We start from the raw sequence: 14,232 nt of genomic DNA on the forward strand, positions 1-14,232 counted from the left end.
GGCGACGATGGTAATCGGGCATTTCACAGGTGTGCATTTCACGCCGGCCCGGGTCGAGCGCATCGTCGCAGTGGTGCCCGCCCACAACGAGGACGCGTCGCTGTCTGCGTGCCTCGATGCCCTGCGCACCGCTCGCACGCTGTCGCCGGTCCCCGTCCGACTGGTGGTGGTGCTGGACGCCTGCAGTGACCGCACCGCGGAGGTGGTGGGTGGGGGCGTCCGGTGCGTCACGACGGACGTCGCGAACGTGGGAGCTGCACGGGCCCTGGGGTTCCGGTCCGAGACGTCGAGCGCCGGATCGTCCACCTGGTACGTCAACACCGACGCCGATTCGCTGGTCGACCCCGGCCACTTCCGATCGATCGTGGCGTGCGCTGCGCAGGCACACGTCGTCCCCGGAGCGGTGCGCGTCGACGAGGGCCTGCGTGATCCCGTCGTGCTCCGGCGATTCCGGCGCGACTACGCGGACCGTGAACGACGCGGTCTCCTGCAGGTCCACGGAGCCAACCTCGCGGTGCGCGCCGACGCCTACCGGGCGGTCGGCGGATTCCGTGCGCTCGCCGTCCACGAGGACGTCGATCTGGTCGAGCGACTCGGACGCCGGGGGTACCGCATACGCCGCACCGGGGCTCCGTGCGTGACCACGTCGGCCCGCACCAGTACGCGCACCACAGGTGGTTTCGCCACGTTCCTCGACGAGATGGCGATTCCCGTCACCGCCTGATCAGTGTGCGCCGGTACCCCGCGTGAAGACGTCGACGAGAACGTCGTCGTCGCGGTACTCCGCCCGGAGGAGCAGGTGCGGTGACGCGCGGAACGCGGTGTGCACCTCGGCCGCAGTGCTCGGGTACTCCGGAACGTCGTGGCGCCAGTGCGCGACGCACACGGTTCCGCCGGGCTCTGCCGCATCGACCGCCTTCGACACCAGAGCGTCGAGCTCCGTCGGGTGGACGTAGTAACACATCTCGCTCAGCACGACGAGATCGAACTGCTCGTCCGGCCACCCGTCGTGCAGCGACTCTCGGCGGAACTCCACGTTCGGAATCCCACGCTCCCGCGCGCGACGCAACGGTGCCTCCGCGATGTCCGTGGAGAGCAGGCGATCGGCTCGGCCCGCGATGAGTTCGGACAGAACTCCGACGGAACACCCCGGCTCGAAGGCCGACCGGTACCGCTCGTTCGGAAGCATTGCCATCGTGAGGGCGTACTTGCGTCGCTCGTACCACCGGCTCTCGAACCCCCACGGGTCCGGATCGGCCTCGTACATGCGCTCGAAATAACTCGCCGGCACACCTCCGGCCTGCCCGCCCGGTTCCGACCGGCCTCCGGCCTGCCCGCCCGATTCCGACCGGCCTCCGGCCTGCCCGCCCGATTCCGACCGGCCTCCGGCCTGCCCGCCCGATTCCGACCGGCCTCCGGCTTGCCCGCTCACACGAACACCGTCTCGCGAGAACGCAGGAGCCGCTCCAGAACCCACGGCGGGAGGATCTCGTCCTCGTTCCCGTCCCGAGTCGTCTGGCTGACGAATCTGCTCACCGCTACCTCCTTGCGCGCGATCGCGTCCGCGTCGAGCGTGATCGTGCGGGCCGACTCCCAGTCCACGGCCTCGTCCCCCGGTTCTGCCCAGTGCCACATCCACACCGGGTACTCGACGAGCGTGCACCCGTTCCGGCTCGCCGCCGCGGCCGACGCGCGCCCGACCGCTTCGTGATCGGGGTGGCCGTCGCCGCGCAGCGTCGTCGCGCACCACACCGTCGTACCGCGCCCCACGGTGTCGAGCACGTCGACGAGAGCGTCGACGAGGGCGCGCTCGTGCTCGGCCACCTGTCCGTCGGGCATGCTCAGCCGACGGATGTCGACGATACCGAGATCCACCAGCGCCGACGCACTCTCGGCTCTGCGCACCGCTTCCAGGTCGGCGCGCGACCGCGCGGGCGTGGGGGTGTGAGACGCGCCCCCGTCGGTGACGGCGACCACCGTCACCGGAACACCGGATGCGGCCAGCATCGATGCCCAGCCGCCCAGACCGAGGACTTCGTCGTCAGGGTGCGGAGCGACGAGGACCAGATGCGCCAGCCCGTCGTGGACCAGGTCGGGGTACGTCGGACCATTCTCGCGCCACACGGACTCCGGCGTTCCACGCTGTGCCACCGGGCGTTCCGTGAACCTGTCCACACTCACGATGCAGAACCCGACGCCGCGACCGCCCGGCCCAGGTTCTCCAGATCGACCTCGGCGTGGCTCTGGCGAAGATACGTCGTCAGGTCTGCCACCCGGCGGGAGTGCTCCGCGTCCAGACCGAGGGGTGCCGCACCCAGCGCGCGGCCGACCCGGTCGAGAACTTCGGTGCAAGCCCGCTCCACGATGGCGCGAACCCGCATGGCGCGGACTCTCGCCTCGTCCAGAGCCAGTGGGTCTCGGTCCACCTCGTCGGCAGCGACGTCGAAGGTGTTGACACAGGCCGTCAGTGCCGCGTCCACTGCTCCGAGGTGCGCGAGCGCATGCGGTCCGGCCCGGTCCGCAGCGGCCCGGCGGTAGAGCGGGTCGGCGACGGCGAGTGCCACCCCGAACCAGCAGGCGGCCACCCCGATCGCACCGTGCCAGAATCCGGCACGCGCGGTGTAGTCACCCGGTTGCCCCACCGCGACCGCGGACGTTCCCGCGAGAGACACTGCGCCGGAATCGCTCTCGCGCATTCCCGTCGCGTGCCACGTGTTCGGCTCAGGGGTCACGGTGCCGCTGTCCAGCGCCACGGCGAACAAGGCGGAGTCCTCCCCCGCCCGTGCGGTCACCAGCGCGTGCGAGCAACTGTGGGCGCCCGAGCACCACATCTTCCGGCCGGTCAGCGACCAGGAACCGTGCGCGTCGGAGACCGCGTCCACCGGCGGCGGCGTCTCTGCGGCCCACACTCCCCACATCTGCTCGGACGAGGTCGCGGGACCACCCAGCTCGGCGCAGATGGCGACGGCGTCGAAGTGGGCTTCGAGCAACCGGCCGACCACCGCGTCGTCGCGGCACCACGCGGTCAGCAGATCCCAGCGTCGCCTGGTCGCACCGGACCCCGGCAGCGGGATCTCACCAGCGGACGCGATGCGGGACCGTACGGCCGCGGCGACACCGGGGTCGAGATCGTCCGTACTCACGTGAGTTGCTCCTGTCGTCGTTCCGCGGGGTACCCGATCGGCGTCAGACCTACGCAGACCAGTCGATCGCTCGCTGTGCGGCTGCACAGCGCAGGCCGACCCGACGTGGAGTCACGCACCTGTCGCGGGGCTGCTCGCCGGGCGACGCTGAGGGGACCGCGAACGACGACCCGTGAAGGACAGCGCATGGCATCGATGGCAGGCAAGGTCGTACTCATCACCGGCGGTGCGTCCGGGATCGGTCTCGAGACCGGACGCCGACTCGCGTCGCAGGGCGCGCACGTGGTGCTCGTGGACCGATCCGATATACCCGCATCGGTGATCGGGAGCCTGGACACCAGCGCTCACGGCCGGCACCTGGCCGTGACCGCCGACGTCACGCACACCGCGTCGCTCGAATCAGCTGTTGCACAGATCCTCTCGGAGTACGGGTGCCTCGACGTGGTCTTGGCCAATGCGGGCATCGCCGAGGCCGGCACCGTCGCCATCAGCGACGTCGAGACACTGACCCGCATCGTCGACATCAATCTGAACGGCGTCATCCGCACCGTGCACGCCACGTTGCCCGCCGTGACCGCACAGCGCGGCTTCTATCTGTTGGTCTCGTCCGCGGCCGCCCTGAAGACCGTGCCGGGCCAGTCCGCCTACGCGGCCGCCAAGACGGGTGTCGAGGCATTCGGCGGCGGACTGCGCCTCGAGGTGGCACACAAGGGCGTCGGCGTCGGGGTCGCGCATCCCGCATTCGTCCGGACTCCGATGTTCGAGTCGCAGCACAGCATCGAGTCGGTGCGGGCGAGCATCGAGGAACTGCCCTGGCCGTTCGATGTCGTCACCGACGTCGAGGACTGCGCCGACGCGTTCGTCGACGCCATCGTCCGGCGCCGCCGGAAGGTGTACGTGCCGGGCGCTCTGCGCGGCGTCGACAAGATCCGCGGTGTGTTCACCGGCTCGCTGTGGGACGCGATTCTCCGTCCGAAGATGCGGAAGACGGTTCCACTACTGGAGCGGGGGATCCTGGAGAGCCGAGCGCGCGCTGCGCTCACGCGTCAGTAGCCACCACGCGAGGACGAGATCGGCTGTCCGGTCGATGTCGAGGCCCGTCAGATCACCGAAACGCGCCACCCTGTTGCGCACGGTGTTGCGATGCACGAAGAGGGCGGCGGCGGTGTCGTCGACGCGCCGATCGTGGTCGAGGTACGCCGCGACGGTGTCCAGGATCTCGCGACCCGCCTCGCCGCGTTCGGCCACCGTGGTCAGATGCGCGGACGCGAGTCGATCCGCGGCCTCCTCCCCCAGCGCGAGGAGAGGAAGCGGTCCGAGTGCGGCCAGGTCGACCACCCCAGTCCTCGCGAAGCGGGTGGCGAGGTCGAGTGCGTGCCGCGCCTGCCCGTACGACGCGCGCGCGTCCGTGGCCGGTCGAGCATCGCCCAGACCGACCGCCACCGAGGCCGCGAGGCGGTCCGGAACCACGGGCAGAAGGGCGACGAGACAGCCGTCGATGACCGCGTCCACCACGCCGAGATCGTCGGTGCCGCAACGTAGTCGCAGCATCGACCGGATATCCGACACGATCGACGAGTCGTTCCAGGTCACACAGGCGACGCTGTAGTGGTGATCGAGCGCGATACCGTGCTCACGGGCGTCCCGCTCGACGGACGCGGGCACGTACGACCCGTCGACGAGCTGCCGGATGAGATCCGCACGCCGGGTGGCACCCGTGACCGCTCGTTCCTGCATCACCGTGTTCACGGCGGCCGAGTACGACGTGGCCCACTCCCACATCATGTCCTGCATGTCGTCGATGACATCGGTCGACAACTGCTGCTCGACGGCGTTGCGCCGGATCATCTTGAACAGCTCGCGGGCACCGAGCTGGATGCTGTGTGCGACGAGTTCGAGGGGGATCCGCTGATCGGCCCACCGCCGGACCAGGTCGGCGACGTCCCGCTCGTTCACGGCAGGTGCATCGCTACGCACTCGCCACAGCACGATGTCCAGGACGGCGCGCGTGTTGCGCTGTACCTCCTCGTGCGCCACCGAGTCGTACACCGGAATGCTTCTGCGGTACAACGACGTCAGGTCCGACGCGATGGCATCGAGTTGCTGCTCGGCGTCGGTGACGAGGGAGGCGATGCGCGCGGCGATCTCCCGCTCCCGCGGAGTACCCGTCCGGTCGCTCATCGCGCCTCCTCTTCCACCACCCTGCCTGTCCGGTTCACGAGCGTCGCACATCCCGAGCAGCGAGCGCACGAATCCGCGGAGCTGCTGCTCGACTCCGGGCAGTGAACGGTGCCGTCGGGAGCGCGGCACGGAGAACGAGGAGGACGCGGCCGGCTCTCGGGTACACCATGCGCGACGACCGCCGCTCCAGCGCGCGGACGATGTGCGGAACGATGTCGTCGACGGGGCTGACCGCACCGAACGGGCCGGGAAGGGCGGCGAGCAGGGCCGCGAACGCGGGCTGCGCCATCTTTCCCGTGACCATCGACGTGTCGATCCATCCCGGGTGCAGGGATCCGACGCGCACTCCGGTGCCGCTGAGTTCCAGTCGAAGGGCGTTCGCGAACGCTTCCAGCCCGGCCTTCGCCGCGGCGTAGCCCGAGTGGCCGGGCTGATGAGCGAAGGACGCCCAGGAACACGTGAAGGCGATGTGGCCGCGCGAGACCAGGACAGCCGGGAGCGCGGCCCGCACGATGTTGTGGGCACCGACCAGGTTGATGTCGATCATGCGCTTCCACGCTCCGTCGGGCAGAAGGTCGAGCGGACCGTACTCCGACACACCGGCATTGGCCCACACGATGTCGACCCGCCCCCGCTCGGCGACGACGGTGTCGATCACACGGCGGCAGGCATCGGCGTCCCGGACGTCGAGCACGTGGGTGTCGCACGGGCCCGTCAGCGACCGCGCGGTGCGGGTCAGACCGCCCTCGTCCACGTCGAGCAGGACGACGATCGCACCGAGGTCCGAGCACCGCCGCGCCGTTGCGGAACCGATGCCTCCGGCCGCGCCCGTGACGACGAGGACCTGGCCGTCGAGGCTGCTCACCATTCGACTCTCCCCTGTGACGTGGGCGGGAGGTCGACGACCGCCAGCGCGGATTCGGTGATGCTTCCGAGAATCAGCTGCGTGCCGCGTCGGACCACGCTGGTCACCATCGAGTACTCGGGAGATGCCGACTGCAGGTCGTGCACGACCGTGCCGCCGGAGTCGAGAGCGATCACCCACGTCGTGGACTCGCCCTGTCGCACACTCTCGGGGAGGCGGTACGCGAACCTCCGGACGATGCCGGGGAGCTGCGCGACCCGATCGTGCAGTGTGCTGCGCGGCGTCGCCAGGGCCACCCACAGAAGGTCACCGTCGACCGAGACGTTGTCGGGGAAGGCGGGCAGGTTGTCGGCGACGACATGCGGCGGTCCGGCGTGACCGTCGACGAGGGGGTACCGCAGTACGGCGAAGTCGCCTGTCGAGATCACGGTGACGGAATCCTCGTCGTGCGAGACCGCCAGCCCGTTGGCGAACTGGACACCGTCGACGAGCGTGCGCGCGGCGCCGTCGGGCGACACCACCGCCAGCCGGCCCGTGCCGGAGTGCTCGAGGAGATCGGCGAGGAAGTCGTGGAACCCGAACCGCCGGGTGGACACCGTGAAGTAGATGTTTCCCGACCGCCCCTGGACGATGTTCGACGCGAAGGTGATCGGTTCGCCGTCGAGTCGGTCGAGAAGGACGTCGACCACCCCGGTGCCGAGATCCACGCGGAGAACACCTCGTTCGGCATCGCACACCAGCAACGTGGCGTCGTCGACGACGGTGATGCCGAGCGGTCGACCTCCCGTGTGCGCGAGAGTCTCGACGCCGTGACCGGTGTCGTCGATGGTGACCCGGACGATGCGCCCGTCCTCCAGGCCGGTGAGTACTCGCCCCCGCGAGTCCAGCCTGACGTCCTCCGGCCCGCGGCCCGGTAGTTCGAGACGCCGGATCGACGCCACCGGCTCCCTGCTCGTCACCTGCCGTGCTCGGGCCGGCGCGCTCGGTGGAGTCCACCGGACCGGGCGTAGTCGCGGAGCCACCGTGGAAGTGGGTCGGACGGCCTCGCTCGGGTGCGCGTCGCCGGCGATCACGGCGGCCACGGCACCGGCCGAACTCCACGGGGCACCGTGCCCCTCGCGCCGCAGCGGATACGCGGTGGTGCGCGGGCCGCGTGCACTGTCGGCCATCGCGGCCGGATCCACACGTCGGTCGTTCAGGCCGTACACCAGTGAGACCGGGACGGGCAGTCTCGACAGTCGTTCTCTCAGCGGCGCTTCGGTCACGTAGTGGTCGATCGCCGTCGAGGACGCGCGGAACCGGCGCAGTCCCGTCGCCACGAGGTCCCGCACCGCGAACTCGGGAACCGGACCACCGGGAGCGAACGCCGACGCGAGACCGGACCGGAGCCTGCGCTCGGGCAGCATCGTCCACACCGCGGCGCCGAGGACCGGCACACCGAGAACCATCTCGGAGACACCTCTGGCCGTCAGCCGACTCGCCGTGGTCGGCGGAGTCGCGACCAGCACCAGACGGGTCACGAGGCCCGGGAACTGCTCCGCCAGGGACGTGGCGACGAGTCCGCCGCGCGAGTGCCCCACCACGACAGCGGGACCGATGCCGGCGGCCCGGACCGCCCGGGCGATGTCGAGGGCGTCCTGCTCGATCGACGCGGTACCCGCGATCTCGGGCGCGAGCACCGTACCGGTGAGCAGCGGTCGAACGCGATCCCAGATCGCAGGCGACCCGCCGAGTCCGTGCAGGAGGACGACGGGCTCGCTCATCGCGGCACCGCGTCCGTGTGGACCGCGTGGTGCTTCTCGTCGAATCGCGCGGCACGGCGTCGATACCCGAGGATGCTGCCCGGCCAGAGGTTGCTGTTGCGGCCGGCGGGGTCGAGGTACCAACTCGAGCACCCACCGCTCGTCCACACCGTCCCGTCGGTGAGGTCGTCGATGTCGGTCGAGTACTCGGCCTGCGCCCGGGCGGTCGGCTCGATGGAACCGCGTGCGGTCATCGCACGACGCATCGCCTTCTCGATGTATGCGATCTGAGACTCGAACATCAGGATCACCGACGTGTGGCCGAGTGCGATGTTCGGTCCGTGCATCAGATAGAGATTCGGGAATCCCGCGACGGTCGTTCCCAGGTAGGCCCGCGGACTGTCGCCCCACGTGTCCGCCATCGATCGACCCGACCCGTCGAAGACACTGTCCGTCAGCGGAAGTCGACTGGTGTCGAACCCGGTGCCGAAGATGACGGCGTCCACCTCGTGCGCGGTGCCGTTCGTGTCGATCACTCCGGTGGGAGTCACCGTCGCCACGCCCGCCGTCTCGACGGACACGTTGGGTTGCGCCAGGGCCGGGTAGTACTCGTCGGACAACAGGATCCGCTTGCAGCCCATCCGATAGTCCGGTGTGAGTTTCTGCCGCAGAACAGGATCGCTCACGGCATGTGCGAGGTGCGCACGACCCTCGCGCTCCCCGATCGCCATCAACGCAGGGTGCCGGAAGGCCAGGAGCTTCACCTCCCGCTCGAGGTAGATGGCCGCGCGCGCAGCACGCTGGTATCCGGGAACCGACTTCAGCAGGGTCCGCGTGCGTGCGGAGATGGGCTTGTCGTCGCGCGGCATCACCCACGGTGCCGTGCGCTGGAACAGGGTCAGGGACTCCACCAGCGGTTGGATTCTCGGGACGAACTGGATCGCGGAGGCACCGGTACCGACGACGGCGACGCGCATACCCGTCAGATCCGTGTCGTGGTCCCACTGCGACGAGTGGAACATCGGACCCGCGAAGGACTCGATGCCGTCGACGGCGGGGAGAGAGGGGTCGGCGAGGGACCCCGTGGCGAGAACGACGTGATCCGCGGTCGACGTCCCGCGCGGCGTCTCGAGAGTCCATCGCGCCGCGCTCGCGTCCCAGGTGAGGGACGTGACCGGGCACTGCGTCCGGAGTCGCGGGAGCAACCCGTGGTCCCGCGCCACCCGGTCGAGGTACTCGCGGATCTCGGGCTGCCGTGCGTAGGTGTGACGCCACCGGTGGCTGGGAGCGAACGAGAACGAATAGAGGAGGCTCTGGACGTCGCACGCAGCACCCGGATAGTCGTTGTCGCGCCACACCCCGCCGAGCGTCGCCGCGCGCTCGAAGATGACGACGCTCCCCTGGTGCAACGGTGCCAGCCCGATCGCTGCTCCGACTCCCGCGAAACCCGAGCCGATGACCGCCAGCGTGTGGTGGTCGGAACTCGTGGTGGTCCCGGACGATGTCATCACTGACCCTCTTTCCCTGCGTGGTGGTGACGGGCGAACTCCGACCATTCCGCGACTGCTGTCGGGATGCGGTCGGGCAGCACGAACGTGCCGTCGAGAGCGAGGATCCGCGCCGGCGGCACCGACCCGCCGCCCCGATCGGTCAGTCGGACGGACACCACCGCGGTGGCATGGTCGACGTCGCGAATGTGGAAGACCTGCTCGAAGTACAGGTTCTTGGCATCGGTACCGATCAGACGGGTCCGCACGCGATACGCACGCGGGAAGGTCAGCGAGCGCCGGTAGGTGATGCTCTGCGCCGTGACGACGGGACTCCAGCCCCGCACGCGGAATTGGTGCCACAGACCGGTTCTCGCGTAGTACGCGATGCGGGCCGCGTCCAGAACGGACAGGTACCGGCCGTTGGTCATGTGCATCAGGATGTCGAGATCCGCCGGGAGTACGCGGAACCGTGTCTCGAGAGGATCACCCACTCGCGCCGTCCGTCCGAACGAGTGCATGCGGAGGACCCAGCGCAGCATCATGATCACGGGCCACTCCTCGCCGGACGACGGTATCGATCACTCGAGTGTGGCCTTCGGGAGCGTCGCGCACGATGGCTGTCGCGACACGGCGCCGCACGTTGCGTTGTGCACGTGCCCACCGCCACGAGGGATGCGCGGCGTCAGTGCCCGGTGACCACGCCGAAGGCTCTCACCACGAGGTCCACGACGTCGTCGAGCGACAGGTCGTCGCGCTCGACGTACTCGTCGGCCGCCCGGTCGAGGAATCCCGTCCAGGCGACGACCGCCGTCTGCATCACCGGAGTCAGGGGCTGCTCCAGTCCGACGATGTCCGCCACCTGACGCGCGCCTGCCGCGCGTGCCTCGCGGAGCGCACGTTCGACGGCCTGATCTCCCAGCACGCCCTCGACGACGACGCGGACGTACAGCGTCCGATGGTTCTCCAGGAACTCGATGTGCCGTCGGACGAAACCGTCGAGGCGTTGCTCCGGAGTCTGCTCGTCCACCCTCGGGCTCTGGTGATGCACCAAGCGCGACAACACGTCTGCGAGCGCCGCGGCCACCAGGCCCTGCTTGTCGGTGAAGTAGTAGAACAGCAACCCGTGGGCCACATCGGCCCGCCGGGAGATGGCGGCCGCGCTGATGTCCGCGTCGCCGCCCTCGCTCATGAGGGCGATGGCCGCATCGATGAGTGCCTGTCGACGATCCCGTCGCGGACGACGCGCGCCGTCGGGGGGGTTCGCGGACATGGCACCGAGGGTAGTGCACCCCGCCCCGCACCTCGAGCACGAGTCAATTTCTTGACTGACAGTCAAAGTGCTCGTAGCGTCGCGGTCACTTCCCCACGACGAGAGGCGACGATGAACGCGACGGGTGACCACACCGGCTCGGCCGGTCTCGGCAGGCACGGACCGGATCGCATCGCCCACTGGGTGGTGAAATCGACTCGCACCGACGAGATGGTGCGGTGGTACGGCACCGTCTTCGGGGCGCAGGTCGCGTATCAGGACGACGAGATCACGTTCCTGACCTGGGACGACGAGTCGCACCGCCTGGCGATCATCGCCGTGCCCCCGGTTCTGCGGCTTCTCTTCCCGCTCGCGAGGCTCAAGCGCAAGGTCTACGGCATCGACCACATCGCGCTGACCTTCACGTCCCTCGAACGGCTGCTCGAGAACTACGTGCGGTTGAAGCGCCAGGGCATCCGCCCGGTCTGGTCCATCAACCACGGCCCGACCATCTCCCTCTACTACGAGGATCCCGACGGCATCCGACTCGAGTTCCAGGTGGAGAACTTCGACCCGGATCACACCGCGGCGTTCTTCTACAGCGACGAGTTCGCCCGCAATCCGATCGGCGTGAACATCGACCCCGACTACCTGCTGAGCCGACTGCGCAACGGCGAGTCGCCGAAGGAGCTGCGGCGGCGGGAGGCCGGGACCAGGCCGGGCCGGCCGGTCGTGGCGAACAAGAAGACCATCTCGTTCCGTACCTTGTGATCCCTTCTCGAGAAAGCGAATCACCATGCCCGTGAACATTGTTCGCACTGCCGAGGGATGGTGGCGCCTGCACGGTGAGACCGCGGCCCGGATCGACACCACGGCCGACACCACCCGTGATCTGCTCGCCGATCGTGCGGCCGTCGAGAGCGCACACGGCGAGGACGCCGTCGTGGCGGATCTCGACGTCCTCTCGCCGATCACCGCACCGTGCCGCGTCGTGGCTCAGTTGCTCAACTACCGGTCGCACGCGCTGGACATCGGAGCCGACCCGGCAACGCTGTACCCCACGTTCTTCCGGAAATCGTCGGCCTCCATCAGCGGCCCCAACGACCCGATCCGCCAACCCGCCGAGGTCGCCCTGCTGGATCACGAGATCGAGCTGGGCATCGTCATCGGGGCGGACGTCCCTGTCGGGACCACGGTCACGCAGGACACCCTGCCGCACTACGCCGCGGGGGTGGTCGTGGCCGACGACGTGTCGGCGCGCGAGATCCAGCTGACCCGCGTCCAGGTCTACGAGAGCAAGTCCTATCCCACCTTCACGCCACTCGGCCCGCGACTCGTCCTGTTCGACGCAGCAGACTGGGCGCGGCTCCCCGAGTTGCACATGACCCTGTCCGTCAACGGCGACGTCCGTCAGGATCAGACCATCGGCGATGACCTGATCACGCCACCCGCCGAGGCACTCACCCGCCTGTCTCGTTTCCAGTCCCTCTCCGCAGGAGACGTTCTCCTGACGGGCACGCCCGTCGGAACCGCCATCTCCGCCCCACCGAAGATCGTGCAGAAGATCGGCGAACTCCTTCCGCCGGCGGTCAAGTGGAAGATCTTCTTCGCTCGACAGGCGCGCAATCCCCACTATCTCTCCGTCGACGACGTCGTGACCGCCACCATCCGCACGGCCGACGGCACCATCGACCTCGGCACTCAGCGGACCGTCGTCCGATGACGACTCCGGTGGTGATCGTCGGCGCGGGTCCGGCAGGCGCCACAGCCGCACTGCTGTTGGCTCGCAGGGGTATCCGCACCACTGTCCTGGAGCGTCGAGCCACGCCGCTCTTCCATCCGGCCGCACACGTGATCAATGCCCGCACTCTCGAGATCTGGCACGAGTACAGCCCCGATCTCGCGTCGGCCATCGCGTCGATGTCGCCTCCGCACGACGAGGTGAACCTCATCAGTTGGTTCGGCGGCATCGGCGACGGCCCCATCGGGTCCATCGACCTGCTGTCCGATCCCGATAGGAAAGCAGTCGTCGAGAGCCAGAGCCCGTACATGGTCTCGCACATCGGACAGCACCTGCTCATGCCCGTGCTGTGGAACGCGCTGGACGAGGACCCGCTCATCGACTTCCGCCGCGGCGTCACGGTTCTGGATGTCGAGTCCACACCCGAGGTCGCCCGAGTGCGAACGCGCAGTGGAGATGACGACGGAGAGCTGACCGCTCGGTACGTCTTGGGGTGCGACGGGGCCAACAGCCCTGTTCGCGATGCCAGTGGAATCGACCTCGACGGGCCGGTCCTGGCGAACATGGGCAGCGCGTTCTTCACCTCGCACACGCTGTTCCCGGACGACGCTCGTCCACTTCTGAGCTGGATCTACACGCCGGATCTATGCGGCGTCCTGATCTCGCACGCCGATCACCGGTACATCCTCATGACGGCCTACCTGCACCCGGCCCAGGAGATCGCCGCGAACAGCCGCCAGTTCTGGGCCGACATGTTGCCGAAGGTGCTCGGTGACAAAGACTTCGAGCTGGAGTCGACCGGCACCTGGGTGATGACGTCGCAGACCGCGGACTCGTTCCGCCGCGGGCGGCTCCTGCTCCTCGGTGACGCTGCGCATCGATTCCCGCACACCGGCGGCTTCGGCCTGAACTCCGGGGTGCAGGACGCGCACAATCTCGCGTGGAAGCTCGACGCGGTGCTGTCCGGCACTGCCTCTCCCACTCTGCTCGACACCTACGAGACGGAACGCCGACCGGTGGTGGAGAAGTTCGCGGAGCAGAGTGTGGCCAACCATTTCCGGCTCGACGACATCGGTGGACGCATCGGCATCACCAACAGGATGCTGGCGGTCGCGACCCGGGTCGCGGCGCGTGCACCGCTCGCGTCGCTCCCCGACCGGCTCGTCGCGCCGATGGCCACGGCGATGATGCGTCGGCAGATGCGTCGAGCGCGGCGACTGCATCCTCGGGCTCCGGGTTCGACGGCACTGCGCGGGCAGATCGCGGAGGCGTTGCCCGGTCAGATCGAACACTTCGTCTCCACCGGTCTGCAGTTCGGCTATCTGCACACGAGCGACCTCGTCGCCGACGACGACCCTGCAGTGCGGCCGCCCGAGGACGTGGTCGACTATCTCCCCACCACCTACCCCGGCGCCCGGCTTCCCCACGCGATGATCTCGACGCGCGGGCTCACCACGGGCATCCACGACGTACTCCACCGGACCTCGTTGACCCTCCTCGCCCTCGACGACGACGGGTGGGAGAACGAGCTCGGCACTCACCGCATCGTGGGCCCGGGCGTCGTGGTGGCCCCCGTCGACGCACCGGATCCCGCAGACCGACGTCGACTGATCGACCTGCTGGAGGTCGGCGAGAAGGGAGCCGTGCTGGTCCGCCCGGACGGGCACGTGGCCTGGCGTACGACCTCGCCGGCGTCGTCGGGCGTAGCCGAGCTGACGACGTTTCTCGAACGGTGGCGCCAGCACTATCCGATGCGGTGACAGCGGCATGTCGAGGGTTCCGCGCTCCGATTCCTTCGGCAGCACCGGAACCGGCGGGGTT

14 protein-coding genes are annotated in these 14,232 nt (G+C 69.0%); 5 read left to right on the forward strand and 9 right to left on the reverse strand.

What is annotated here, in order from left to right:
* Nucleotides 1-31 precede the first annotated feature (31 nt).
* Nucleotides 32-724, forward strand: a complete 693-nt coding sequence (locus HQ312_RS17410) for a glycosyltransferase family 2 protein (RefSeq protein ID WP_222639672.1) — start codon at nucleotides 32-34, stop codon at nucleotides 722-724.
* Here the strand turns inward: HQ312_RS17410 and HQ312_RS17415 are convergent, their stop codons facing one another.
* From HQ312_RS17415 to HQ312_RS17425, 3 genes are all read right to left on the reverse strand, one after another.
* Nucleotides 725-1,267, reverse strand: coding sequence for a trans-aconitate 2-methyltransferase (locus HQ312_RS17415; RefSeq protein ID WP_222640420.1), 543 nt, complete (start codon nucleotides 1,265-1,267; stop codon nucleotides 725-727).
* A gap of 161 nt (nucleotides 1,268-1,428) precedes the next feature.
* Nucleotides 1,429-2,181: a PIG-L family deacetylase gene (locus HQ312_RS17420; protein ID WP_308123922.1), complete on the reverse strand. Its 753-nt coding sequence runs from the start codon at nucleotides 2,179-2,181 to the stop codon at nucleotides 1,429-1,431.
* A complete protein-coding gene (locus tag HQ312_RS17425; protein ID WP_374198305.1) occupies nucleotides 2,178-3,143 on the reverse strand; it encodes an acyl-CoA dehydrogenase in 966 nt (321 codons plus the stop codon). The genes HQ312_RS17420 and HQ312_RS17425 overlap by 4 nt, the downstream gene beginning before the upstream one ends.
* A gap of 186 nt (nucleotides 3,144-3,329) precedes the next feature.
* Between HQ312_RS17425 and HQ312_RS17430 the strand changes: the two genes are divergently transcribed.
* A complete protein-coding gene (locus HQ312_RS17430; RefSeq protein ID WP_222639675.1) occupies nucleotides 3,330-4,196 on the forward strand; it encodes an SDR family NAD(P)-dependent oxidoreductase in 867 nt (288 codons plus the stop codon).
* Here HQ312_RS17430 and HQ312_RS17435 read toward each other — a convergent pair.
* The 6 genes from HQ312_RS17435 to HQ312_RS17460 all read right to left on the reverse strand — a co-directional run bounded on the left by HQ312_RS17435 (nucleotide 4,140) and on the right by HQ312_RS17460 (nucleotide 10,691).
* The gene (locus HQ312_RS17435) at nucleotides 4,140-5,324 is read right to left on the reverse strand and encodes a CdaR family transcriptional regulator (RefSeq protein ID WP_222639678.1); all 1,185 of its coding nucleotides are present in this window, start codon (nucleotides 5,322-5,324) and stop codon (nucleotides 4,140-4,142) included. The genes HQ312_RS17430 and HQ312_RS17435 overlap by 57 nt on opposite strands.
* Nucleotides 5,325-5,358: 34 nt before the next feature.
* Nucleotides 5,359-6,192, reverse strand: coding sequence for an SDR family NAD(P)-dependent oxidoreductase (locus HQ312_RS17440; RefSeq protein WP_222627996.1), 834 nt, complete (start codon nucleotides 6,190-6,192; stop codon nucleotides 5,359-5,361).
* Entirely contained in the window at nucleotides 6,186-7,952 is a 1,767-nt protein-coding gene (locus HQ312_RS17445; protein ID WP_222639681.1) for an alpha/beta fold hydrolase, read from the reverse strand. Before HQ312_RS17445 ends, HQ312_RS17440 begins: the two co-directional genes overlap by 7 nt.
* Nucleotides 7,949-9,439 (reverse strand): NAD(P)/FAD-dependent oxidoreductase, encoded by a 1,491-nt coding sequence (locus tag HQ312_RS17450; RefSeq protein WP_222639684.1) that lies wholly within the window; start codon nucleotides 9,437-9,439, stop codon nucleotides 7,949-7,951. The genes HQ312_RS17445 and HQ312_RS17450 overlap by 4 nt, the downstream gene beginning before the upstream one ends.
* On the reverse strand, nucleotides 9,439-9,963 hold the full coding sequence (locus HQ312_RS17455; protein ID WP_235578830.1) for a thioesterase family protein: 525 nt from the start codon (nucleotides 9,961-9,963) through the stop codon (nucleotides 9,439-9,441). Before HQ312_RS17455 ends, HQ312_RS17450 begins: the two co-directional genes overlap by 1 nt.
* Before the next feature lie 140 nt (nucleotides 9,964-10,103).
* Complete coding sequence (locus tag HQ312_RS17460) at nucleotides 10,104-10,691, reverse strand: TetR/AcrR family transcriptional regulator (protein WP_222639687.1); 588 nt, start codon at nucleotides 10,689-10,691, stop codon at nucleotides 10,104-10,106.
* Nucleotides 10,692-10,802: 111 nt separating this feature from the next.
* On the opposite strand from HQ312_RS17460, the gene HQ312_RS17465 reads away from it, so the two are divergent.
* Genes HQ312_RS17465 through HQ312_RS17475 form a run of 3 tightly spaced genes read left to right on the forward strand, consistent with a single transcriptional unit; the run spans nucleotide 10,803 to nucleotide 14,171 of the window.
* Nucleotides 10,803-11,441 (forward strand): VOC family protein, encoded by a 639-nt coding sequence (locus HQ312_RS17465; RefSeq protein ID WP_222639689.1) that lies wholly within the window; start codon nucleotides 10,803-10,805, stop codon nucleotides 11,439-11,441.
* 25 nt (nucleotides 11,442-11,466) lie between these two features.
* Nucleotides 11,467-12,393, forward strand: coding sequence for a fumarylacetoacetate hydrolase family protein (locus HQ312_RS17470; protein WP_222639691.1), 927 nt, complete (start codon nucleotides 11,467-11,469; stop codon nucleotides 12,391-12,393).
* The gene (locus HQ312_RS17475) at nucleotides 12,390-14,171 is read left to right on the forward strand and encodes an FAD-dependent oxidoreductase (RefSeq protein ID WP_222639694.1); all 1,782 of its coding nucleotides are present in this window, start codon (nucleotides 12,390-12,392) and stop codon (nucleotides 14,169-14,171) included. The genes HQ312_RS17470 and HQ312_RS17475 overlap by 4 nt, the downstream gene beginning before the upstream one ends.
* Nucleotides 14,172-14,232 lie beyond the last annotated feature (61 nt).

The sequence above is a fragment of the Rhodococcus sp. BP-316 genome (genome assembly GCF_019836105.1).
GTDB lineage: Bacteria > Actinomycetota > Actinomycetes > Mycobacteriales > Mycobacteriaceae > Rhodococcoides.